The organism is Bacillus sp. 7894-2 (assembly GCF_002272225.1).
Lineage (GTDB): Bacteria > Bacillota > Bacilli > Bacillales > Cytobacillaceae > Cytobacillus.
The window spans coordinates 1-25,226 of record NZ_NPDG01000093.1 but is presented as its reverse complement, the minus strand read 5'-3'; the positions used below and the strand labels follow the sequence as shown (position 1 = coordinate 25,226).

18 protein-coding genes and 1 other annotated feature are annotated in these 25,226 nt (G+C 41.6%); of the genes, 6 read left to right on the top strand and 12 right to left on the bottom strand.

What is annotated here, in order from left to right:
* Window positions 1-83 precede the first annotated feature (83 nt).
* The 6 genes from rarD to CHI10_RS14010 form a co-directional block, all read right to left on the bottom strand.
* Window positions 84-1,016 carry an EamA family transporter RarD gene (rarD, locus tag CHI10_RS14035; protein ID WP_095244867.1) on the bottom strand — a complete coding sequence of 311 codons (933 nt, stop codon included), beginning with the start codon at window positions 1,014-1,016 and terminating at the stop codon, window positions 84-86.
* 131 nt (window positions 1,017-1,147) lie between these two features.
* Window positions 1,148-2,743, bottom strand: coding sequence for an amidohydrolase (locus CHI10_RS14030; RefSeq protein WP_095244866.1), 1,596 nt, complete (start codon window positions 2,741-2,743; stop codon window positions 1,148-1,150).
* 91 nt (window positions 2,744-2,834) lie between these two features.
* Window positions 2,835-4,424: an acyl-CoA synthetase MbcS gene (gene mbcS, locus CHI10_RS14025; RefSeq protein WP_095244865.1), complete on the bottom strand. Its 1,590-nt coding sequence runs from the start codon at window positions 4,422-4,424 to the stop codon at window positions 2,835-2,837.
* Between the two features lie 171 nt (window positions 4,425-4,595).
* A complete protein-coding gene (locus tag CHI10_RS14020) occupies window positions 4,596-4,799 on the bottom strand; it encodes an alpha/beta-type small acid-soluble spore protein (RefSeq protein ID WP_035330326.1) in 204 nt (67 codons plus the stop codon).
* Between the two features lie 101 nt (window positions 4,800-4,900).
* Window positions 4,901-6,106, bottom strand: coding sequence for a tRNA uracil 4-sulfurtransferase ThiI (gene thiI, locus CHI10_RS14015; RefSeq protein WP_179289037.1), 1,206 nt, complete (start codon window positions 6,104-6,106; stop codon window positions 4,901-4,903).
* Window positions 6,106-7,251: a cysteine desulfurase family protein gene (locus tag CHI10_RS14010; RefSeq protein WP_095244863.1), complete on the bottom strand. Its 1,146-nt coding sequence runs from the start codon at window positions 7,249-7,251 to the stop codon at window positions 6,106-6,108. Before CHI10_RS14010 ends, thiI begins: the two co-directional genes overlap by 1 nt.
* A 334-nt stretch (window positions 7,252-7,585) precedes the next feature.
* Here CHI10_RS14010 and brnQ point away from each other — a divergent pair, with 334 nt between their 5' ends.
* On the top strand, window positions 7,586-8,929 hold the full coding sequence (gene brnQ, locus CHI10_RS14005; RefSeq protein WP_095244862.1) for a branched-chain amino acid transport system II carrier protein: 1,344 nt from the start codon (window positions 7,586-7,588) through the stop codon (window positions 8,927-8,929).
* An 86-nt stretch (window positions 8,930-9,015) separates the two neighbouring features.
* Here the strand turns inward: brnQ and ezrA are convergent, their stop codons facing one another.
* The gene (ezrA, locus tag CHI10_RS14000) at window positions 9,016-10,704 is read right to left on the bottom strand and encodes a septation ring formation regulator EzrA (RefSeq protein ID WP_095244861.1); all 1,689 of its coding nucleotides are present in this window, start codon (window positions 10,702-10,704) and stop codon (window positions 9,016-9,018) included.
* A gap of 354 nt (window positions 10,705-11,058) precedes the next feature.
* Here ezrA and hisJ point away from each other — a divergent pair, with 354 nt between their 5' ends.
* On the top strand, window positions 11,059-11,853 hold the full coding sequence (gene hisJ / locus CHI10_RS13995) for a histidinol-phosphatase HisJ (protein WP_095244860.1): 795 nt from the start codon (window positions 11,059-11,061) through the stop codon (window positions 11,851-11,853).
* A gap of 4 nt (window positions 11,854-11,857) precedes the next feature.
* Here the strand turns inward: hisJ and refZ are convergent, their stop codons facing one another.
* Window positions 11,858-12,487 (bottom strand): forespore capture DNA-binding protein RefZ, encoded by a 630-nt coding sequence (gene refZ, locus CHI10_RS13990; protein WP_095244859.1) that lies wholly within the window; start codon window positions 12,485-12,487, stop codon window positions 11,858-11,860.
* 190 nt (window positions 12,488-12,677) lie between these two features.
* On the opposite strand from refZ, the gene CHI10_RS13985 reads away from it, so the two are divergent.
* A complete protein-coding gene (locus CHI10_RS13985; RefSeq protein WP_095244858.1) occupies window positions 12,678-13,157 on the top strand; it encodes a GAF domain-containing protein in 480 nt (159 codons plus the stop codon).
* A gap of 49 nt (window positions 13,158-13,206) precedes the next feature.
* On the opposite strand, the gene megL is transcribed toward CHI10_RS13985, so the two are convergent.
* Both megL and CHI10_RS13975 read right to left on the bottom strand, forming a co-directional pair.
* Complete coding sequence (gene megL / locus CHI10_RS13980) at window positions 13,207-14,394, bottom strand: methionine gamma-lyase (protein ID WP_095244857.1); 1,188 nt, start codon at window positions 14,392-14,394, stop codon at window positions 13,207-13,209.
* Between the two features lie 143 nt (window positions 14,395-14,537).
* Window positions 14,538-16,406, bottom strand: coding sequence for a sensor domain-containing diguanylate cyclase (locus CHI10_RS13975; RefSeq protein ID WP_095244856.1), 1,869 nt, complete (start codon window positions 16,404-16,406; stop codon window positions 14,538-14,540).
* Between the two features lie 520 nt (window positions 16,407-16,926).
* Here CHI10_RS13975 and rpsD point away from each other — a divergent pair.
* Window positions 16,927-17,529: a 30S ribosomal protein S4 gene (gene rpsD / locus CHI10_RS13970; protein WP_035330337.1), complete on the top strand. Its 603-nt coding sequence runs from the start codon at window positions 16,927-16,929 to the stop codon at window positions 17,527-17,529.
* A gap of 343 nt (window positions 17,530-17,872) precedes the next feature.
* Here rpsD and tyrS read toward each other — a convergent pair whose 3' ends face one another.
* Window positions 17,873-19,132 carry a tyrosine--tRNA ligase gene (gene tyrS / locus CHI10_RS13965; protein WP_095244855.1) on the bottom strand — a complete coding sequence of 420 codons (1,260 nt, stop codon included), beginning with the start codon at window positions 19,130-19,132 and terminating at the stop codon, window positions 17,873-17,875.
* Window positions 19,133-19,207: 75 nt separating this feature from the next.
* Window positions 19,208-19,433 (bottom strand) — a binding site (T-box leader).
* A 156-nt stretch (window positions 19,434-19,589) separates the two neighbouring features.
* Between tyrS and CHI10_RS13960 the strand changes: the two genes are divergently transcribed.
* Window positions 19,590-22,481: a transglycosylase domain-containing protein gene (locus tag CHI10_RS13960; RefSeq protein ID WP_095244854.1), complete on the top strand. Its 2,892-nt coding sequence runs from the start codon at window positions 19,590-19,592 to the stop codon at window positions 22,479-22,481.
* Window positions 22,482-22,583: 102 nt separating this feature from the next.
* Here the strand turns inward: CHI10_RS13960 and acsA are convergent, their stop codons facing one another.
* On the bottom strand, window positions 22,584-24,302 hold the full coding sequence (gene acsA / locus CHI10_RS13955) for an acetate--CoA ligase (RefSeq protein WP_095244853.1): 1,719 nt from the start codon (window positions 24,300-24,302) through the stop codon (window positions 22,584-22,586).
* Window positions 24,303-24,527: 225 nt separating this feature from the next.
* Here acsA and CHI10_RS13950 point away from each other — a divergent pair, with 225 nt between their 5' ends.
* Window positions 24,528-25,160 carry a GNAT family N-acetyltransferase gene (locus CHI10_RS13950; RefSeq protein ID WP_095244852.1) on the top strand — a complete coding sequence of 211 codons (633 nt, stop codon included), beginning with the start codon at window positions 24,528-24,530 and terminating at the stop codon, window positions 25,158-25,160.
* Window positions 25,161-25,226: the final 66 nt, after the last annotated feature.

Below are 25,226 nucleotides of genomic sequence, written 5' to 3'. Positions count from 1 at the left end.
CTTGATAAGCGAAAAACAACAATTTAAACGAAAAGAGCCTTATAAAAAAAAGAGTTTCGCATGTCTGTGCGAAACTCTTTTTTCTATATGCCAACACCTTTTCCGCGCTTTAGTTTAGTTTCCCAATGGGCAAAAAGCTTTGTCCTCGATACAGAGTAAATCGTTAAAGCCAGCCAGATAAACATAAAGGAAAGCATGTGAAGTTTTGTAAACTGCTCATGATAAACGAAAATCCCCAGAATCAGGGTAATTGTCGGTGCAATATACTGAAGGAAGCCAAGCATAGACATCGGTATCTTCTGAGCTCCTTTGGCAAAGTACAATAGCGGCACCGCTGTGGCTACACCTGCCCCGATAAGAAGCAAATCGGTGCTTAGCGAAACATGCAGAAAAGCCTGCTTATCATTCATAAAAAGCATAACCATATAAATAAATGCGATCGGAGTCACTACTAATGTTTCCAGCGTTAAGCCAACAGCCGAATCCACTTTTATAAGCTTTTTGGCCAGCCCGTAAAGCCCAAAGGATAAAGCGAGAACAATGGCTATCCAGGGGAACCGCCCATAGCTGAAAGTCAAAATCATCACTCCCGCAAACGCAATCCCAAAAGATACATACTGCGCTGGTGACAGCTTCTCTTTAAAAACCAGCATGCCCAGAATTACACTTACGAGCGGATTAATATAATAGCCGAGACTGGCCTCAATCATCTGATCGGTATTGACCGCCCAAATATATAAAAACCAGTTTGTGCTGATCAGAATGGAGGCAATCACAAGGGCGAAAAGCTGCTTCTTATTAGTTTTAAACCCTTTAAGTGTTGCAGCAAAGGCATTCCACTTTTTTGAGACCAGCAAAATAATCAGCATAAAGAAGAATGACCAAAAAATCCTGTTAGCCAAAATTTCATCTGCCTGCACGTGGTCCACTAACTTCCAATATACGGGCAAAATGCCCCATAAAAAGTAAGCAAACCCTGCATATAAAGCTCCCAATTGTACTTCATTATTTTTCATTTCATTTCCCCAGTTCTTTCTAGTATCGAAATATTTATATTATAAGTCTGCCAGAAAAATGTTTGCAATCATTTTTTCCTGCCAAAAAGTGAATGCCAGGCACCCATGCGATAGGCACCTGACATTTTCGTTTATCTCTCGTATACTATTTTTCCATCAATAACGGTTTTGTTTACGGTAACAGACGCAATTTGCCCTATTGGCATTTTAAAAATATCTTCATTTAAAATAGTGAAATCCGCCAGATACCCTTCTTTTATGACACCTCTGTCATTTTCATGGGAAGCAGCATATGCACTGCCTTTAGTGAATAAGCATACTGCTTCATACACAGATAATGCCTCACTTGGATAATAGACTGTGTTATGCGGGTCATCTATGTTTGTTCTTGTAACAGCTGCATGAATACCAAGGAAGGGATTGGCCGGCTCAATCGGTGCGTCAGATCCTCCTGCACAATGTACTCCTTCTTTCAGCAGTGTTTTCCATGCGTAGCAATACTCCATATTTTCTTCACCAATACGGTCGATCACCCAAGGAAAGTCGGAGGCAGTAAATCTCGGCTGGATATCAAGAATTAAAGGCAGCTTTTTAGCCCTTTCAATAAGCTCCTTGCGCAATATTTGAGCATGAATCAGTCTGTCTCGCCCCAGACCTTCTAACGGATGTTTTTCAATGGAATTTAATGCCATTTCAAATGCCAAATCTCCAATCGTATGGATGGCAACCGGCATTTCATGATTGCGGGCTTTCTCCACTAAGGCATCAAGCTGCTTCTGTGAGAAAATAGCAACTCCTGAAGTGGATGGATCATCTGCATAAGGATGGCTTAACAAAGCCGTCCTCCCCCCCAAAGCTCCATCGGCAAATATCTTCATAGCACCAAACTCTATATGTTTACTTCCCGCTAAAAATCCTCCGCCTGATTCCTTCATTTCATCAGCAACTTCATGATGAACCAGCAGATGTGCCCGGAAAGATAGACCCTCCTCCTCAATTACCTGCCTGAAGGCCTGATAGGTCTGGATGAACCCTCCATAATAATTAAGGTCCTCCGTATGCCCTCCTGTCAATCCAAGCTTATAGGCGTCATTAATGGCAGCGTGAAGCGCCTTCCTTAAATAGCCTTCTGAGACAGCAGGCATCACCTTGTACAATAGCTCTTGGGCCTGATCCTTCAAAAGTCCATTTAGTTTTCCAAGTTCATCTTTCTCAATTACTCCTCCTGGAGGACATTCAGTATCTTCAGTAATATTTGCTTTAGATAATCCAAGAGAATTGACTGCAAGAGCATGTCTGCACACACGTTTCAGCATGACAGGGTGATTGGGGACATATTGGTCCAGCTCAGAAGCATATATCGGCTCCGGCTGGTCCCATAAATTCTCATTCCAGCCTTCCCCAATGACCCATTCTCCCTCATCTATTGTCTCTGAAAATTGCTTAACAGCAAGAAGAACTTCCTGCTTTGACGTGTGCTCAGACAAATCGAGTCTTATCAGCCTTTCGCCATGCCCGATGAGGTGCATATGGCTATCCACAAATCCCGGAAGCATGGTGCTCCCCTCCAGATCAATCTCCTTTTGAATCTCTTCTTTATACTTATCCCTTAAATCTCCCAAGGCTCCAATTTCAATAATTTGGCTGCCTACTGTAAAAACGGCCTCTATCTGATGGCCTTCCTGCTGAAGGGTATATATCGGCCCCCCGTGCCATAGCGTTCCCATATAATCTTTTCTCCTTTAATAAGTAAAAGTTCACATTTACCATAGTATAACAAAAATACAGGCGGAAATCCGCCTGTATTTTTCAAAGCATTCAGTTTTGAGCTGAAGCAGTTTCCGCTTCTTTTTTCCGCAATTCCACACGCATTATTTTTCCTGACGTCGTTTTTGGCAGCTCAGATAAAAATTCAATTTTCCGAGGATATTTATAAGGAGCTGTCAGCTCTTTTACATGCTCCTGGAGCTCTGAAACAAGGTTAGGGTTATTCTGATCGACACCCTCCCTTAAAACAACAAATGCTTTAACGATCGATCCGCGCACTTCATCAGGACTTCCTACAACTGCACATTCGGCTACATATGGGTGCTTTACGAGTGCGTCTTCCACCTCGAATGGTCCAATCGTATAGCCAGAGCTGATAATAATATCATCACCGCGGCCTTCAAACCAGAAATAGCCATCTTCATCCTTCTTTGCCTTATCTCCGGTAATATAGTAATCACCCCGGAATTGCATAGCAGTTCTTTCCGGGTCTTTATAATAATTTTTAAAGAGTGCAGGAGTTTCTACATGGACAGCAATATCTCCTGTCTCACCTACAGCACATACTTCACCGTGTTCATTTACTATTTCGACTCTGTTGCCTGGAGTCGGTTTTCCCATTGAGCCTGCTTTTAGCTCCATATCCTTTGTAATGCCGACAAGCAGGGTATTTTCAGTCTGTCCATACCCATCACGGACATTTACGTTAAAATGCTTTTTAAATGTATCAATCACTTCCCGGTTTAGCGGTTCACCCGCCGAAACAGCACTATGAAGGGCCGGAAGCTTGTATTCATGAATATTGTCAGCCTTTGCCATCAGCCTGTATTCAGTCGGCGTGCAGCAAAGGACATTAACCTGATTATCCTCTAATAGCTGCAAATATTTTTTCGGTTCAAACTTTCCATTGTAGACAACTCCCGTGGCACCAGAACCCAGAACGGAAAGGAACGGGCTCCAAATCCACTTTTGCCAGCCGGGACCTGCCGTTGCCCATACTGTATCACCTTCGTTAATGCATAACCAGTTAGGTGCTGCTGTTTTTAGGTGAGCAAATGCCCAGCCATGTGTATGTACGACGCCTTTAGGATTTCCTGTTGTTCCTGATGTATAGGAAAGGAATGCCATGTCATCCCTGGAGGTATCAGCCAATGATAGTTCCGGTGAAGCCTCTTTCATTTCCTCGTCCAGACCAATCCATCCATCTGCGTTCCCGCCTATCACAAATTTCGGCAGGGCTTCTGCTTCCTTAATACCTTTAAATTGGTCAACATAAGGATAATAACTTACGATCGCTTTAACATCACCATGATTAATGCGGTATTGCAGATCTTTCGAACGAAGCATTTCAGAACTTGGTATAACAACAATTCCCGCTTTTAGTGATGCAATGTAAACCTGATACGCTTCTATCAGTCTTGGAACAATGATAAGAATAACATCCCCTTTATTCAAACCATTTTCTAAGAAAACGTTTCCAATTCGGTTCGCATTGTGAATCAGATCACTGTATGTAATCTCTTTTTTTTCTCCATGCTCGTTTTCCCACTTAATTGCAAGTTTGTCCTTATCCCCGGCAAACCGCTCCATTTCTGATACGAGGTTGTACTTTTCCGGTGCGATTAAGTCTTCGCGTTTCATCAAATCTCCCCCTGACCATTTCATTTGCTGCTGCAAGAACATGGATGCTTGTTCTATAGAATTATTATACTAAATTATTATAAAATTTAAAATTATTTATTATTTAAAAAGTTTTTTGCACATAAATAAGGAGCAGGAATGATTCCTGCTCCTTGTAGCCATATTATTTAATTATCTTTGGAAACCGCCTAATTGCTGTTCAGCCATTTGAACTAAACGCTTAGTGATTTCTCCACCTACAGAACCGTTAGCGCGAGAAGTAGTTTCAGCACCAAGGTTTACACCGAATTCAGTAGCGATTTCGTACTTCATTTGGTCAAGAGCTTGTTGTACTCCAGGAACTAGAAGCTGGTTTGAGCTGTTGTTGTTTGCCATGTGATTTTCACCTCCTTGTGAGTATAGAATGTGTAGAATCACATGGCCATATACACAAATTAATTGGTAATTGTTGTATTATTTTTCAGCCTGTATTTATCTCAAAATAATTCCCCAAAAGAGTCTTCATTGCGCGATTTGGGTTTGATAACCAGCTTTTCGGTGCCTTCGACTGCTTTTGCGATTAGAGGTTCGAAATCAACAAAGCTTTCAAAGCGGCGGACTTTGTCTCGTTTTGGTTTTGTTTTGGGTGATGATGGAACGAAAACGGTACAGCAATCTTCAAAAGGCCTGATCGATATATCGTGCGTATCGATGGTTTGGGCAATGTCGATGATATCCGTTTTATCCATTGTGATCAGCGGCCGCAGAATAGGTGTTGTCGTGACATCGTTAATGGCAAACATGCTTTCAAGCGTCTGGCTTGCTACCTGTCCAAGGCTTTCCCCGGTGATAATGGCCAGGCCATCGTTTTTATCACGGATTTCATCAGTGATCCGGAGCATTAATCGTCTTGTTGTTGTCATCGTATAATTAGCCGGAACCTGCTGATGGATCAGCTGCTGGATTTCTGTAAATGGGACAATATGGAGAACAACGGATCCAGCAATATTCGCAAGTTTTTCTGTTAAATCAATTACTTTTTGCTTTGCACGCTCACTCGTGAAAGGCGGGCTGTGAAAATGGACAGCTTCAATTTCCAATCCTCTCTTCATGGATAAGTAACCTGCTACCGGGCTGTCAATTCCTCCGGAAAGCATAAGCATGGCTTTACCGCTCGAGCCTGCAGGAAGTCCGCCGGCTCCCTCAATGGTTTCGCATGATAAGTAAGCCGCTTCTTCGCGAACTTCAATCTGCAGATTGATATCCGGTTTTTTTACATTCACTTGTAGATTCGGCACATTTTTCAACAGGTGTCCGCCAAATTCATGATTAAGATCGTCAGTATTTAAAGGGAAGCTTTTATCGGCTCTCTTAGCCGTAATCTTGAAAGTCTTTCCTTCTTCAAAATGTTTTAAAAATAACGCCAATGCTGCAGCTTTCATTTCTTCGATATCTTTATTGACTTTCACAGCAGGACTGAAGGACTGAATGCCAAAAATCCCTTTAAGGCGATCAGTAACATCTCTGCCATCTGCACCATTCAAAACAACGTACATTCGGTCTCTTGTTGATTCTATCTTGATGCCGGAAAATTCATTCAGCACATTGTAAATGCTTCTTCTTAGTTTATCGACAAACATATTGCGGTTTCTGCCTTTTGTGGAGATTTCTCCATATCGTATAAGTATACGGTCATAATTTATCATGATTTCATAACCTTTCTTAGCCTATTAACGGTCTCTTTAACCGCCTGTATAAAAATTTCTGCCTCTTCCTTCGTATTATCATAAGACAAACTGACCCGGACTGCACTTTTTGCATCCTTTTCAGGGATTCCCATAGCCATCAGGGTACTGCTGGCAGCAGATTTCTTCGAAGAGCAGGCACTTGTAGTGGAAATAAAAATTCCGCGCTCTTCTAAAGCGTGGACAAATACCTCCGCTTTGAATCCTTTTATGGAGAAATTGACGATGTGGGGAGCAGAATTATTTTCAGGGGTATGAACTGTAATCCCCTCAATTCTTCCCGCCTCCTCCATAAGATAGGTTTTGATGGATTTAAGCTTGCTTAAGTGCTTATCCTTATTATTCATCGTAAGCCTTAGTGCCTTTGCCATTGCTACAATGCCAGCTACGTTTTCCGTGCCGCTTCTCATTTTCCATTCCTGATTGCCCCCGGAGAGCAACGGCGAAAGACGAAGTCCATCACGAATGAACAAAACCCCATTCCCCTTCAAACCGTGAAATTTATGAGCCGAAATCGTACACAGATCCACCTGGGCCTGATAAAGGTCTAGGGGCACCTTGCCGATTCCCTGAACATTGTCTACATGAAATATGACCCGCGCATGCTTTTTCAGCATCTCTCCTATTTCATTAATTGGCTGAATGGAACCAATTTCATTATTTACGTGCATAACAGAGACTAAAACAGTTTCAGGTGTAATTTCCTTTTCAATGTCTTCAGCATGGACAATACCCATACTATCCGGTTCAATTACGGTTATTCGATAGCCCAATTCCTTCAGCTGATCAGCAGTTTCCCTTACAGAAGCATGCTCCAGCCCGGTGGTGATAATATGGGTCCCTCTTTTTCTATGCATTAATGCAGTTCCTTTTATAGCAAGATTATTGCTCTCTGTCCCTCCGGATGTGAAAAACACTTCATTGCTCTTAACATTCAGCAATTGGGAAATTTGCTCACGCGCCTGCATGAGCAGCCTCTCTGCCTTACCTCCAAATTCGTGCAGGGAAGAGGGATTCCCAAAGTATTCTGAAGAAACCTTCATAAAAGAATCAAGCGCTTCTTTATATGGTTTAGTTGTTGCACTGTTATCTAAATATATCACGGTCTTCTCCTTTCCGTTCCGATAACCCTTTAGCCAACTTTAAATCTTATCATAACCAATGAAGAATGGAAATTGTAATTGAAGCATTAGATTCAAATATTCAAATCTATACTATTTAAATTAATCAAGGTTGAGCAGTTTAACCAAATGAATGGATTAAATCTTACGTGGAGAGGCTGATATTATTGTAATTTGAGCAAAGCACATTTCGAATTTACTATTACAAATTACTAAATATTAAGACTTCGTATTTTTTCGACATTTTTTTTAGTTCTTATGCTAATATGAAAATGTTCTAAACATTATGATATAGAACTCTTTCAGGAGGATATATATGGAGAATAAAACACTGTCAACCAAACAAATTCTCGCCGTCGGACTCATGTTATTTGCTCTATTCTTTGGGGCAGGAAATATGATTTTCCCTCCCTTCCTGGGACAAGCTGCCGGCACAAGTGTATGGACTGCTATTATTGGATTTTTAATTACAGGGGTTGGATTGCCGCTTCTAGGTATTATTGCCATTGCCAGAAATGGGGATCTGCAAACAATTGCAAGCCGCGTACACCCTTTATACGGAATGATTTTTACTATTATTATGTACTTAGCCATTGGACCATTTTTTGGAATCCCGCGTACCGGGACAGTTGCTTATGAAATTGGGGTTACTCCGTTCTTATCTGAAACCGCTTCCAATAGTCCTTTTTCGTTATTGGTTTATACCATTGCCTTTTTTGGCATCACAGCCTGGCTTTCTCTCAATCCATCGAAATTAGTGGATAGAATCGGCAATATTTTTACACCTGCCTTGCTCATTATCCTTGCTGTTCTGGTTATAAAAAGCATCATTACTCCTATGGGCGAATTGCAGGCGCCAGTGGGGGCATATGCAGAGGGGCCGTTCTTTAAAGGCTTCATTGAAGGCTACCTGACAATGGATACAATTGCAGCACTGGTATTCGGAATTATCGTTATCAGCTCCATACAGGGCATGGGTGTAACAAATAAACATTCCCTTATGAAAATTTGCATTACTGCCGGACTGATAGCAGCTGCCGGTCTAGCGGCAGTATATTTATCTCTTGCATACATCGGTGCAACAAGTACAGATGCTATAGGTGAATTCGATAATGGCGGCGCTATCCTATCTGCTGCTTCTCATTATCTATTTGGAGCTGCGGGAGCAGTTATCCTTGGGCTGGCCATAACGGTAGCGTGCCTGACAACCTCAATCGGACTCGTTTCCGCTTGTGCGCAGTACTTTCATAAATTGCTTCCAAAAATATCCTATAAAACCATTGTAATCATTCTTTCACTGTTCAGTATGGTGGTTGCAAACATTGGTTTAACTCAGTTGATTCAACTTTCATTGCCAATTTTGATCATCATTTATCCTCTGGCCATCGTGCTGATACTTCTATCGTTTATGCACAATGCCTTTAATGGCTACTCAGTGGTATATATTGGGGCATTAATACCAACAGGATTAATTAGTTTTGTGGATGGCTTGAAAACAGCTGGAATGGACGTATCCTATATTACAGACTCACTTCAATTCCTCCCATTCTTTGCTGAGGGTATCGGCTGGATTGTGCCTGCCATTGCCGGAGCTGTTATAGGCTACTTTCTGGCAATTGCTGTTGGGGAGCCGAAAAAAACAATTGCTGGCAACGAATAATTAAGAAGCTCCATGCGCCCGCTTATCGGTGCATGGAGCCGGATAGATTCCTTTTAAAAAAACAGATCCATAATCGGATCTGTTTTTTATTGTTCAGTTATTAATTCTTCAATTCTCTTGATCGCACCCGGCTCGACTTCTTCAATTGAAGAGGCAGCCTGCTCCAATGCTTTTTTATATTCATAGCTTCTGAATGAGACCTCTGCTTCCCTTAATCCATTATCAATAGATGGATAACTGCTTCTGTATCGGTTGCCATATTGGATGACCTTCTCAGCTAGAAGAATCGTCTCAATCATATCACTCACAGAATCAGCAGCCTTATCAACAGTCAGCACCGCAACTTCAAGATATTGCTGGACCGAAGGAATGTTCAATGGTTTTTCATCGAGCTTAGCCAGTACATTATCTATGCTTTCTTTCGCATCCTGTATCAAATATTTATATTCCTGAGAAACTCCAGGCACGTTATTTTTGGATATAAGCCTTATTGTTTCTGCCACTTTCTTGCTTAATTCTTTTACTTTTTCCCTTGCAGACATTTCGTCTTTTCGTAAGGCCTGAAGCTTTTCGGCAAAAGCTGTCTGCTCATCTGAAATCTCCTCAATGTGTTCCTTGACTTCCGCCAGTTCTTCTCTCAGAAGTGTATGGGGAGTATTTTGGCTGTTAATCTTATGCTCCAGCACTTCGAATTTTTTGAACAGCTGGTTTATTTTTTTCTCCAGGTGGATTTGAATTTCAAGATCCTTTTCCGGAACATGATAGCTATTCCGGACAGCCGCTATCTCTGTCTTTAGCTTATTGTTCATATCACGGTTATTATAAAGCATGGTTCTTGTTGCTTCATCCTGCTGGCTTAAGTAATGTCTGGCATGTACTTCCTTTTCGAGCAGATCGTACAGATGTTCCATATTATCTTTGATCTCTTCGACTCCTGTTTGAACTTCTTCGATTTGTGCCTGATCAATGGAGCCTGCGTATACATTTACTTGTTCTTCAAGCCTCTCAATTTCTTTATCTATCTGCAGGTGATCAAGCAGATATCCCTGCTCCAGCATTTCCTTGTAGCCGTCTCTTAACTCTTCCAGCTCGGAAGGGATCTTGGATTGACAGTCAACCATCAAACTTGGTATAGCTTCCATTTTGGCTTGAGAATCCTCAATCAGAGCTTTAATTACAAGAAGGGTTTCACGAGCTTCAAGGTAATTGCCCTTTTCAGTTTTGTCATCGAATTCTTCAAATTTGGAGAATGCTTCATCCAGCTGTTCTTCAAGAATTTTCTCAGATTTGCCGAATGTATGGCGGTGTGCAAGGAGAGACTTTTTGCATTGGCGGTACATATCTTTCAATTCTTCAATTTCCGCTCTATTTTTCTCTTCACTGCCTACCAGTTCATTCAATTCAGCAAGCAGGTTTTTGATGTTTTCTTCTATCTCGGTTAATCTTTTTTCTATTCTCTGCTGAATTTCCTGGGAATTCTTAAAACGGTATTTATCTATGCTCTCTTCAGCATCAAATAACAATTCTTCCACATCCGGAAGCTGCGATGTAACTATTTCATCCCATTCATTTCTCCAGCGTTCAAATAATTCCTCTGTCTGCCCCGTCATATTCAGCTTTTTCACTCTAGACATTTCATCTAGAACTGGGCGGTCCGTTATGTCCATTTTCCAAGTTTCCAGCCTGTCAATTTCTTTGTAATGTTTTTTCTTTAAAAAATATCCGGTGAGATATAGGCATAAAAGAATGACTATAGCTCCAATTATGTATTCCATTTTAAAGCCCCCTGTTCTGTTCCCGAGCCAGTATGTATATGTAAAGTTTATATTTAATAGTGTGAGGCGTTTCTTTATTTCACATGTTATTTTCAATGCTTTTATGATACCATGTAAACGACATTTTTTGACTATTTATTTCATTTTTTTATGAATTTCTTCATTTATATCTGATGTAAAATGCTATTTTCGAAAAATAACTATAATATCTGTGTTTTTAATTGAACTATATGAACTGTTCAAATACAAACAATTCGCTTTTTATAAATGATTTCCTTCTTTATTTAGGAGATATATAAAAAAGAGACTTGAGTACTGCATCCATTAAACCATTGCAGGAAGGAAGATCTTTAAATGCTAAAAGATGGCCATATCCACACACCCTTTTGCCCGCACGGGACAAAGGATTCATTGGAAGATTATGTTGAAAAAGCAATAAGTCTTGGTTTTAAGGAGATTTCTTTTACTGAACATGCTCCGCTCCCTGATGGCTTTGAGGACCCGGCACCTGCCCGGGACAGTGCGATGCGCAAGGAGAATCTTGAAAAATATTTTACTGATATTTCAAGAATAAAAGCAGATTATCAAGGGAAAATCAGGATTAATGCGGGGCTTGAAGTGGATTACATTGAAGGTTTTGAACGGGAGGTCAAAGAATTCCTCGATAAAAATGGAAAATACATGGATGATTCTATTTTATCTGTACATTTTCTAAAACATGGCAGCCGCTACGAATGCGTGGACTATAGCCCGGATGTTTTTGCAAAGATGATTGAAGAATATGGTTCTATTGAAGCAGTTTATATGAATTATTTCCGCACCCTACTCCTATCTATAAAAGCAGATTTAGGGCCGTTTAAACCAAAAAGGATTGGGCATATCACCCTGGTGAAAAAATTCCAAAAAAAATATCCCGCTGATCGGGAATTTAGAGAGGAAATAAACCAAATACTTGATGAGGTTTATACTCATGGCTATGAACTCGACTATAATGGAGCCGGTTTCGCCAAGCCTTTATGCAAGGAATCCTATCCTCCGGACTGGGCTGCAGAAGCAGCGGCCCAAAAAGGCATTACACTGGTATATGGATCCGATTCTCATCAGGCAAAGGACATGGGTCAGGGCCTCGATAGAATGAAATACCTTTAAATTCTCAGAGTACGGCAGCATAAGGTTTTCCAGCATGATTGCACAGGACTCCATCAACCCAATTGAAGATCTCTTTCGTATATTTGTCCGCGAAATATTTTTCATGAGGAAATACATGCAGAACTTCAGACATATAATGTGTGTTCAGAAATGGCATGGACAGGAGTCCTTTCAGCTGGATAATCATATAATTGGCTGAATGGTTACGGAACTCTTTTGTTTTCATGCCCCTTTCGAGCACCTTGCCAAAATAAAACTTTTCCTTTGCTAAATAAGTGGACATGATTTCCCTTACCACCTGTGAATCTATTGAAATTTCCCTGAGTATCAATCTTGTTAAATGGCTATGCTCAAATTGATAAACCATGATGTTTTGCGCCATTTTTTTCAGGCTCAGAGCCGCCCCCTGCTCAAGAAATGAAAACCCCTTCTCTATCTCCTGGATATACCCTTCGAAAAAAGCCGTAAAGCAATATTCAAGCAGCCCGTGTTTGTTATCGAAATAATATGCGATATTTGCTGTATTCGTCTGAGCTTTGCCTGCAATATCACGGATGGAAGTCCCAGAAAAACCCTTCGTATTAAATAAGGAGATAGCGGCAGACACAATTGCCTCTTTTGAATTTTTCTTCAAAGTTCCCGCCTCACTTTCTTTTGTAAAGTTTCTGTCCCAGCACACGGATTCATAAACGGATTTGTTGTGATAATTAAACATTCTTGCTAAAATCGTCTTATCCTTTATAAAGTTCTCGACAATGTCCTTCTAATTTCCTGTTCATCTGCCAGGAAATTCATTTATCTTTGAGAAAGCAAGGTGATTTGTGATGTTTAGTGTCGAATCATACAAGGGAACCCGTGAAGAAAATTATCAATTATTGATTAAACAGCTCTCTGCTCTTCTTGAAGGAGAAACGAACAGCATTGCCAATTTAAGCAACGCATCAGCACTTCTTAATCAATTTCTGGAACGTACAAACTGGGTAGGATTTTATCTGATGGAAGAAGGCGAGCTTGTTCTCGGGCCATTTCAGGGTCTGCCTGCTTGTGTAAGAATCCCCCTTGGCAAGGGTGTGTGCGGAACAGCCGCGAAGCAAATGGAAACTGTCCGTGTTGAAGATGTCCATCAATTCCCTGGCCATATCGCCTGTGACGCTGCTTCACAATCCGAAATTGTTATTCCGCTTATCAAAGATGGGATGCTTCTCGGTGTGCTGGATATTGATTCCCCGGAAAAGAACCGGTTTGATGAACTTGACCAAAAATACCTGGAACAATACTCAGAGGTACTTGTATCCTTCCTGTAAAAGATTTCAAAAAAGAGATGGCCATTTAATAACGGCCACCTCTTTTAAATCAGACTTCTTCAAGTGCCTGGGACAGATCATCCCTGATATCTTCCCATGATTCGAGGCCGACTGAAAGCCTCAGCAATGTATCTTCAATGCCCATTTTCTCACGGAATTCTTTTGGGACTACTGCATGCGTCATAGTTGCAGGATGCTGAATTAATGTCTCTGCATCTCCAAGGCTCACGGCAATTTTTATTAGATTCAGCCTGTTCATAAATTCCTGTGCAGTCTCTCTATCACCCTTAAGAGTAAAGGAAATCATCCCGCCCGGCTTTCTCATTTGTTTTTGTGCTATTTCAAAATCTGCATTACTGCTGTCTCCAGGAAAATAAACTTTTTCCACTTTTGGATGTGCCAATAAGTATGATGCCAGCTGTTCGGCATTGTCACAGTGCCTGTCAAGTCTGACTGCAAGTGTTTTCAATCCGCGGAGCAGCAGCCAGGCATCAAAAGGTGAAATAATGCCCCCAATATCTTTTTGTGTAGTCATCCTTACTTCATCTATAAATTGTCTGTTTCCAATAACAAGACCTGCAATTACATCCCCATGGCCCCCGATGTATTTTGTCGCACTATGAATGACAATATCGCATCCCAGCTCAATCGGATTCTGTAAATATGGAGAACAGAAAGTATTATCAACCACAACTGGAATCCCTTTCTCCCTCCCTACTTCTGCAACCATATTCAAATCCACCAATTTCATTGTTGGATTTATCGGAGTTTCAACATATATACAGACAGTCTCAGGCTTTATTTGATCAAGCAGCTGCTGCTTTGTTTCCATAGCCGAATAATCATGACTGATTTTATATTTTTCATCCATCATCTCCAAGAGTCCAAATGTACAGCCATACACTCCCTGAGAGCATAAGATGTGATCACCTGTTTTGGTTAAAGCAAGAAGAACAGCTGAAACCGCAGCCATACCAGATCCAAAAGCCAGGGCGGCTTCTCCCTTTTCAAGAGCAGCCATTCTTTCTTCCAGCATCTTTACCGTTGGATTGCCCAGTCGTGAATAGATATAGCCTTCTTCTTCACCGGAAAAACGCTTTTCCCCCTGCTGTGCTGTCTCAAAAGTAAAAGTCGACGTCTGAAAAATAGGCGGTGCCAGGCTTCCCTTATAGCTTTCTGCATCGTATCCTTCATGGATGACCTGCGTCTCGAAGTTAAACCGATGTTTTCTATCCATTATAACTCTCCCCTTCACTGAAAACGCTTACATATTAAACTATAATAAGCTACTCTTTCAGCATATGATAATAGCATATTTTTTGAAAGTATTTTGTTTTGTAAAAATTCTTAATAAGGACTGCCTCTTTATAAGGCAGTCCCCTAAATAAATGAATCTGCTGCAGACTCAAGTATCATTTTATTTTTCCCTGTATTCTTGGCAGTGTATAAAGCCCTGTCAGCCCGCTTAAAAAGAGCAGCATAGGAATCCTTTTTCCCCCTGCTCCAATGCGACACACCACACGAAATGGTTACTTTGGGATCTGTAATCTGGCATACCTTTCTGACAAGACGTTCAGCAATAAGCGCACCAGCTGACAATGAAACACCAGGCAGGTAAAGAGCCAGCTCCTCACCGCCCCATCTTGCTCCTATATCAGTGCCGCGGATATTGCTGTTTATTAAATTAGCGACTTGAATAATGATTTCATCGCCTACCTGATGTCCGTATGTATCATTTACCAATTTAAAATCATCTATATCAACCAGCATAAAGGTTCCTTCATGATCTTCATTCATGGACTGGTGAATGCGATCATCCAGATAGCTTCGGGAATAAAGCTTTGTTAAGTGATCCGTTACAACCATCTTTTCAAGCTCTTCTCTCAGCATTGAATTGGTAAAAGCAAGCGTAGAATGATGAATCAGTGATTGCAGCAGCTTGAATGTTTCAAATGAAAAATGATAAGGAGAACTGTGCATGACAAGCGCAAATCCCTTTAATACTCCAGACTGGGTCATCGGAACCGCCATAATGGATTTAAAGCAGCCTGCCTCATCCTCGGACTGTAAAGAAAAATCTCCAATAAAAAGAGACTCTTTCTCCCTAAGGATCTTTTTCTTCATATATTGAATATAGCTTTCTGACTCTCTGGTCTGAAAAAATGCAGTGCTGCCCTGAATGACATTCACATCAGAACCATCAGAAGATACCAGGATGAAACCGGCTTCTTCAGCATCAAAGGACTGCAGAATCTGGTCTGCCATAAAGTTCATCGTTTCTGTAAGGCGCAAATTCGAGTTCAGGCGGTGGGATGTTTCATTAATTAATTGAAGATCCGCTATAAGCCGCTTGGATTGCTGGTAAAGCTGTGCATTCTCCAGGGCACTGCCTGCAGTATTGGCCAGAAGCGTTATAAACTCAATTTCATTTTTAGGGAATATGATAGTATTAGGTGCTATAACCTGAAGTACGCCATAAACCCCCTGTTTCCCTTTTAAGGGAGCATACAGGATAGAGCGAACTTCCTGCAGGGAATCTTCAAATTGCACAGCCCCCGTGACATAAGCCTGCATGGCCGCAATATTTTCGCTGTCATATTCAAGATCTCTAATAGGCAGATCACCATGATTATTATTATCCTGGGACAGCAGAAGATAATAGGTAAAAGTGGGGTACATTTCCTGGAGAGTATAGATAATTTCCCCCAGCACCATATCCATATCCATTGAAGAATGGAATTTCTCAGTAACCCGGTACAGCTGTTTGTAGCGTTTCTCTTCAGAAGCAATTTTGGCCATACCCTGAGCTTTATCAAGAAATTGCCCGCATTCTTCGCTAAGTTCCTGAAAAACTTTTTCTGGATAAGTGTGAAAACAGCCTGATGCCCCTTTTAGAATCATGCAGCCCAGAAGCTGGTTTCCTTTTACAAGAGGAATCATGATTTGTTCTTCCATAATCTCCGCGCCTAACCTCTGGAACTCTCTGTTTGTTTTAGCCCACCTTTTTAAATCACCTGAAAAAACACGTGAATCTAAAGCATCCGGATTTGTGGAAGCTTCTGCAAAAAACTCCTGCTTCCATTCATTAAAAACGCAGAGGGTTACTTCATCCGCTTCGGAAAGGGCTTGAATGGCAGAAAGCATTTCATTCAGTAATTTTTCATAATGAAAGAAACCGTTTTCCGTATCGATAATATCAAAGAATCGGCTTTTTAAATTAAGTATGATTTGGCGTTCAAGTGTTTCCATCTTCTTATCACCCATCAAATGTCTCAGATCATGAATCTTTTAACCAATAAGGTATATTATAACGGACCAAAATTAACAATCCCGGTAAAGATGTGGCTATTTCGTTTCAATTCCGGTTTTCAGCAGGAAAATTTTTCTTTATTATATCACAGTTTCAAAGAGACTCCTGCCATTTTCTAATTTACTGTGAAATATGATCAAGCTTTGCCTTATAATAAATACATGCTTTAATCCAAAAGAAGTAAAAAAATAAAGATCACCTTGACTTTTACCCTCTGAAAATTATATAATACTCCTTGTGTAAAATATTGCAGCCTATGTGAGCACCTTGATGTACTCATTTTGTTCCTCAACCAGCTTCAGTTGCCTTTGGCGACTTACATGTTTCTGGGGATGGGGTACTGTGTAACCCTCTGCTGCTAGGGCGAAGGTACATGAAAACAAAATGAACATGATTGTTGTGCGCATCTGTTTCTGTTTTTATTTTACCCAAATAAAAACACAAAAGGAGGAGTCTTAAATGGCTCGTTATACTGGTCCAAGCTGGAAATTATCCCGTCGTCTTGGAATCTCTCTAAGCGGTACTGGAAAAGAATTAGAAAAGCGTCCTTACGCTCCTGGACAACATGGTCCAAACCAGCGTAAAAAAATCTCTGAATACGGATTACAATTGCAGGAGAAGCAAAAGCTTCGTCATATGTACGGAGTTAATGAGCGTCAATTCCGCAACTTATTCGATAAAGCCGGCAAAATGCCTGGTAAGCACGGTGAAAACTTCATGATTCTTCTTGAATCACGCCTTGACAACGTTGTTTACCGTTTAGGTCTTGCACGCACTCGCCGTCAAGCTCGCCAGCTTGTTAACCACGGTCATATCATGGTTGATGGATCTCGTGTTGATATCCCATCATACCGCGTAGCACCTGGCCAAACAATTACACTTCGCGAAAAATCTCGCAGCCTTGACATCGTTAAAGAAGCAATCGAAGTTAACAACTTCGTACCTGACTTCGTATCTTTCGATGCAGACAAGCTAGAAGGAACTTTCACTCGTATGCCTGAGCGTTCTGAACTTCCAGCTGAAATCAACGAATCTCTAATCGTTGAATTCTACTCTCGTTAATAATATTAAAACTGCCGATGCATTTCGGCAGTTTTTTTGTTATATCTGCTGGATTTGCTCCCGCTTCCCCCCGCTCGGTCGATATTTTCACCAATCAACAGGCTCAGCTATCTTATTTCCATTTTTGATTCAATTATATATAAATAAAGCCCTCCGTCACAGGAGGGCTTTCACTTATTAGTATTGGCTCTTTTCTTATAAATTGTTGTTTTTCACTATTAATGTAGTCCGTTGATTTCCGCTGCAGGATGCTCGCTTTCCGCGGGGCAGGAGTCTCGCACCTTCCGCTCCAATCAACTCAGTAAATAATATACAATTAGCAACAAACCTTGCGACAACAGCCTTAGTATTTAATCAGGAAATATTTCTTCTTTCCGCGGCGAATGACAGTAAATTGACCTTCAATCTTGTCTTTATCAGTAAGAGTGTAATCAAGCTTTGTCACGCGTTCTCCGTTTACTGAAACAGCGCCATTCGTCACATCTTCACGAGCCTGGCGTTTGGATGGAGAGATTTTGGCAGCAACAAGTAACTCAACTATGCCCAATTCCTCTCCTTCTGAATGCTCATAAGATGGAACATCCTTAAAGCCTTGTTTAATCTCTGAAGCCGAAAGATTTTTTATATCGCCGCTGAACAGGGCAGCTGTAATTTTGATAGCCTGCTCTAATGCTGCATCCCCATGAATCAGACGTGTCATTTCTTCAGCAAGTGCTTTTTGGGCTTTGCGGAGATGCGGTTCGTTTTGAACAGCTTTTTCAAGATTTTCAATTTCTTCACGGGATAAGAAGGTAAAGAATTTAAGGTATTTAATTACATCGGCATCTGCCGTGTTAATCCAGAATTGATAAAACTCATAAGGAGATGTTTTCTCAGGATCTAACCAGATTGCACCGCTTTCCGTTTTGCCGAACTTTGTTCCATCCGCTTTTGTTACAAGAGGAATTGTCAGACCGTAAGCCTTGGAACCTTCAGGCGCCATTTTGCGGATAAGCTCAAGTCCGCTGGTAATATTCCCCCACTGGTCGCTTCCGCCAATTTGCATTTTACAGTTATGGTTCTCATATAAATGAAGGAAATCCATTGCCTGAAGAATAGTGTAAGTAAATTCAGTAAAGGAAATTCCTGTTTCCAGTCTCGAAGAAATGGTGTCTTTAGCGAGCATGTAATTGACTCCGACATGTTTCCCATAATCACGCAGGAACGTAACGATATCCATAGAGCCTGCCCAATCGTAGTTGTTAACCATGATTGCTCCATTTTCACTTTCAAAATCAAAAATTCTTTTCAGCTGGCCCTTAATGCAGTCCACATTATGCTGTACTGTTTCAAGAGTCTGCAGCTTCCTTTCCTCGCTTTTGCCGCTTGGATCACCAATAAGTCCAGTGGCTCCGCCAACAAGTACAATTGGACGGTGGCCTTCTTTTTGAAAACGTCTTAATGTTAAAAATGGAAGCAGGTGTCCGATATGCATGCTGTCAGCAGTAGGGTCAACACCGCAGTATAAAGAAATTTTCTCTTTCTCGAGAGTATTTTGGATACCCTCTTCATCTGTCTGCTGATAAACAATTCCTCTCCATTGCAGATCTTCAAGTAAACTCATCTTATATCCTCCTAATCAACGGTTATTTTTAAGGCATTAAAGGTTTTAACCATACAAAAAGCGCCCCTGCAATTATGCAGGGACGCATGATCATTTTGCGCGGTACCACCCAGATTGAAGACAAATGTCCTCCACTCTTTCGAAATAACGGATAATTCCGTCCACTGCTATAACTGCTGTGCAGGTTGACAGTGAAAGCTCAGGGAGGTAATTCATCCTTCTATTTGTACCGGCTCGCAGCAAACGCCGGCTTTCTGAAACAGGGATAGAAGCATTACTGGATTCCCATCAATGCCTGTAAAATATTTAACGTCTAAGATAGAATATTTTTATCATAAAATTGAGCCAAATGTCAAATGCCTGTGCAAAAAAGGAAATTTCAGATAAATGGCGAACCATGTCATATTGGGCTGTCACATTGTGCTATAATATATGTGATTTTAGGGGGATTGATACGATGAAAGAAAAGTTTCAAATGTTAATGGATAAATTGAGGCAGACTCCGGGCCTTTTTGGTAATAAGAAAGCCGCTAAAGGCGCAAGTATTACATACCAGGTCATCTGGAATCTTACTTTGCTTTTTATCATCCTGGCTGTCATTGGCGGTTCATTTGCTGGGGGTCTCGGAGCCGGTTATTTCGCTTCGCTTGTAAAGGATGAGCCCATCCGATCCTATGCCAGCATGAAAAAGGATATTTATGACTATGAAGAAACATCAGAACTATACTTTGCAAACAATGTATATCTCGGAAAGCTCAGAACAGACCTTGAACGTGAGGAAGTTAAGCTTGATGATGTTTCGGAACACTTAATTAACGCAGTAGTAGCTACTGAAGATGAGTATTTCTACGAGCATGACGGGGTGGTGCCAAAAGCGATCATGCGCGCACTGTTCCAGGAAGTAACAAATTCATCTGTTCAATCCGGCGGAAGTACACTGACACAGCAGCTGATAAAGAACCAGATCTTAACGAATGAAGTTTCTTTCGAGCGGAAAGCAAAAGAGATTCTGCTTGCTTTGCGGCTGGAGAAATTTTTTGACAAAAAAGAAATATTGGAAGCGTATCTAAATGTTTCCACCTTTGGAAGAAATGCAACCGGACGTAATATTGCCGGAGTTGAAGCTGCTGCCAAAGGTATATTTGGGGTGAGTGCAAAAGATTTAACATTGCCTCAGGCCGCTTTCATTGCAGGGCTCCCTCAAAGTCCATTCGGCTACACTCCCTTTACAAGGGAGGGAACGGTCAAAGAGAATCTGGAACCGGGTTTCTCCAGGATGAAAACCGTTCTGAAAAGAATGTATGATGACGGAAAGATTGACCAGAAGCAATATGAGGAAGCTTTGGCATATGACTTGACCAAAGATTTTACTACAGCTTCTGAGAGCCCTTTGGAAAAGTATCCATATTTAACGTATGAAATAGAAGAACGCGCAGTAGACATCATGACTAGAATTCTCGCAAAAAATGATGGATACGAAGAGAAGGACTTAAAGGAAGATGACGAGGTCCGGGAGGAATACAGGACTCTGGCAGACCGGACGATCCGCCAAAATGGCTTCCAGATCCATACGACGATTAATAAAGATATTTATGATAAAATGCAGCAGGTCAAAGATAACTACCCTTATTACGGACCGGACAAACCTGAGACAGTGAAGGATCCGGAAACTGGCGAAAACAAGCAAATCATGGAGCCCGTAGAAGTTGGTGCGATCTTAATTGAAAATAAAACCGGGAAAATCATCAGTTTTGTCGGAGGACGCGATCACAAACGCGAGCAGCTTAACCATGCTACAAGCGCTCTAAGGCAAAATGGTTCAACCATGAAGCCGCTTTTAGTCTATGCCCCGGCAATAGAACTGGGAAAAGCAGCGCCGGGCACTATTCTTCCTGATGTGCCGCTGCACCTTGCCCCGGGACTAAACAGACCTTGGCCAAAGAACTATACAAATACCTATAGCGGGCTCGTTTCAGCCAGACATGCACTTAAGCATTCTTACAATGTCCCAGCTGTAAAGCTCTATAAAGATATAGTCGGGCAGCGTCCTGCTGCTTACCTGGAAAAGATGGGCTTTACTTCTCTTATCGGCCATGACTATACAAACTTGGCTACATCCATTGGATCACTGGAATACGGCGTAACTGTCGAAGAAAATACAAACGCATTTACTACGTTTGCTAATGGCGGGAAATTTATCGACGCCTATATGATTGAAAAAATTACAGATAAAAACGGGAACGTCATATTCCAGCATAAGTCCGAGCCTGTTGATGTATTTAGCCCGCAGACAGCGTACCTTACAATTGATATGATGAGAGACGTTATTAACAGCGGAACTGCCACATCGATTAAGAGCAGATTGAAGTTCGGTTCTGACTGGGCCGGGAAAACAGGTACTGGTACTGAATTCATAGATGCCTGGTTTGTGGCAACCAACCCGAATGTCACGTTCGGCATCTGGTCTGGTTATGATACGCCTAAATCATTGAAAGCTCCCGGCCCATTAAGCTATAGCCTGAGAAATAATTATCTGTGGGCTGACCTGATGAATGCAGCATATGATGTTGCCCCTGACCTTGTGGACCCAAGCGAAAGCTTTAAAATGCCGGGCGGAATCGTAAGACGTTCATTCTGTGCCATTTCCGGCCTGCTCCCTTCAGAGGCATGTTCAAAAGCCGGCCTGGTCGAGACTGACTTATTTAATGCCAAATTTGTTCCTACAAAAGTGGATGACAGCCTCGGCAATGGAAAACTTGTACGAATTGGAGATAAAAAATATATGGCACTTGATTCAACACCTGAAGAGTTTACTGAACCTGGAATGGTAGTGAATCCGGAATATATTCAAAAGCTGTTCGGCATTAAAGCAAATTTAAGTACTCTAATTCCGAATAAGGAACGCTGGAAGAGCATCCTGACTAGCGCTGACGAGCTTAAAGACAACGGTAAAGCCCCGGCAGCTCCAGGCATAAAAGCTTCGGGTGAAACCATTACATGGGGTGCTAATCCTGAAAATGATGTGATAGGTTACCGAGTCTATAACGGAGGCAAAAAAATCGGTACCATAAAAGCCGGCTCTTCCCTTAGCTTTAAAGCTGGAAGCGGCTCAATCCATGTAACTGCCGTTGACATTGCCGGCAGAGAGTCTGCTCCATCCAATGCAGTGGAAATCGGCAAAAAGCCGGAAGAAGAGAAACCTAAAGAAGATAAATCTAAAGAAGATAAACCAAAAGAAGAAAAGCCTAAGAAAGAAAAACCGAAAGATCCGCCACCCGCTGAAAAGCCCAAGGAAGAAAAACCATCAGAATCAGGTGAAGATGGAGAGACATCAGCTGAAAATGGTTAAAACGAAAAGCAGAAATCCACTAATTGGATTTCTGCTTTTCCCGTTTTATACTTTCATCTGCACATAAAGGCCGCTGTTTTTGAACAGCGGCCTTGAACTTTCTTAATCTTCCATTGTAGACAAATCACCGGTTGGGAGATCCAGTTCCCATGCCTTAAGCACACGGCGCATAATTTTGCCGCTGCGGGTTTTTGGAAGCTTGTCGCGGAATTCGATTTCACGCGGAGCAGCGTGGGCAGCAAGGCCTTTCTTAACGAATTGGCGAATTTCTTCCACTAATTCCTCAGTAGGTTCATACCCATTCCGTAAAGCAACAAACGCTTTAATAATTTCGCCGCGGACAGGATCCGGCTTGCCGATAACCCCAGCTTCTGCAACCGCAGGATGTTCGATCAGTTTACTCTCTACTTCAAACGGCCCTACACGTTCGCCTGATGTCATGATAACATCATCTACACGCCCCTGGAACCAGAAGTATCCATCTTCATCCATATAAGCGGAATCTCCGGAAACATACCAATCACCCGGCATAAAATAAGATTCATATTTCTGCTCGTTATTCCAGATGGCATGCATCATGGAAGGCCAGCCTTTTTTAATCGCAAGGTTGCCCATACGGTTAGGCGGCAGTTCATTGCCCTGATCATCGACAATGGCTGCTTTTACACCCGGAATCGGCTTACCCATGGATCCCGGCTTTATTTCCATGCAAGGATAATTGCAGATAAGCTGTGCACCTGTTTCAGTCATCCACCATGTATCATGGATGCGCATATTAAAGACTTTTGTACCCCATCTGACAACTTCAGGATTTAGCGGTTCACCGACACTTAGGACATGGCGAAGGGAGCTTAAATCAAATTTTTTCACAACTTCATCGCCCGCTCCCATCAGCATGCGGAATGCAGTTGGAGCACTATACCAAACTGTCACGCCATACTCCTCTATCATTTTATACCAGGTCTCCGGATTGAACCTGCCCCCGACCACAAGGTTTGAAGTCCCTGTCAGCCACGGGCCGAAAATACCATATGAAGTACCGGTTACCCATCCTGGATCAGCAGTGCACCAATATACATCTTCTTCTTTTAAGTCCAGCACCCATTTAGCTGTCTGGTAATGCTGAATCATTGCATTATGTACATGCAGGACCCCTTTTGGCTTGCCTGTTGATCCGGAAGTATAATGCAAAATAAGCCCATCGTTTCCGTCAACCCATTCAATTGGAAGCTTCCTGCTGGATTCTGCCATTCTTTTATTAAAATTAACATATGGCCCGGCTTCCTCTATGTTTTCCCCAACAAGGAAAACATGCTTTAAAGCAGGCAGCTGGTCAACAGGCACCCGTTCCAAAAGCTCAGGTGTTGTAATCAGGACTTTGGCTTCACTGTCAGCAAGCCTGTCACGAACAGCACCTTCCATGAAAGCTTCAAATAGAGGACCCACAATAGCCCCCAGCTTAACAGCCCCCAATACGGCAAAATAGAGCTCAGGAGAACGTGGCATAAAGATGAACACCCGGTCGCCTTTTTCAACATCACCATATGCCTTTAATGCATTTCCCGCTTTATTGGATAGTTCCTTCATTTCTTTAAAAGTATATTTCTCATTTCTCTCCCCATCCCGATAATAAAGGGCAACCTTATTCTTTCTGAAAGATTCCGCATGACGGTCGATAGCCTCATAGGCCATATTCATGCGGCCGGTTTCTTTCCAGGAAAATTCTTTTTCCGCATCAGCCCAGTTGAAATTTGCATAAAGCTCATTATAATTTTTTAAATTGAAGTCCCCTTGTGTTACTGGCAGCGCTTCCACTTTCATAAATCGTTCTCCCCCTTATTTATTATTTGATATTATTATAGTATAAACATAATATTTTCTCAATTTTTAAAATTTTAAAGGAGAAAAAAAAGTAGTTATGACCAGAATCGTAAATTGTCACAAACTTTTTTAAATTTACCAGAAAATTATGTGAAAGCGCTTTATCATCCGCGTTTTTATGTATAATAGTAGATACATTGATCATGCTACCTGGGTGGTGAATACATGGAACATAAAAAAACGTATAATGCAAAAGAATTAAAAACAGCCAATGGAAAACTAATCATTGAGGGTCCAATTACACAAGAAAAATTGGCAGATTATGAGTTTCATAAAGATCTTGTCGCTTTTAGGCCGCCGGCTCAGCAGCATAAAGCCCTGGTTGAAATTGCAGGATTGCCTGAGGGCAGAATTATAGTGGCCCGTGACAGACATACCATTGTCGGCTATGTCACTTACTTGTATCCGGATCCTCTTGAACGCTGGTCTGAAGGTAAGATGGATAATTTAATTGAATTGGGTGCCATAGAAGTGATTCCTGCTTTCCGGGGTTCAGGAACAGGCAAGAGCCTTCTGAAAGTATCTATGATGGATGATGCTATGGAGGATTATATTGTTATAACGACTGAGTATTATTGGCACTGGGATTTAAAAGGTACTGGCCTGAATGTATGGGAATATCGAAAAATCATGGAAAAGATGATGAACGCTGGCGGTCTTGAATGGTACGCTACAGATGACCCGGAAATCAGTTCACACCCTGCAAATTGCCTGATGGCCCGAATCGGAAAAAGAGTAGACCAGGATTCTGTGCAGCAATTCGACCGCCTGCGCTTTATGAATCGCTTTATGTATTAATAGAAGTGTAAATACATAGTTCATGCCATGACTATTTTTCTGCATGAGTGTATCTCCATATATTTT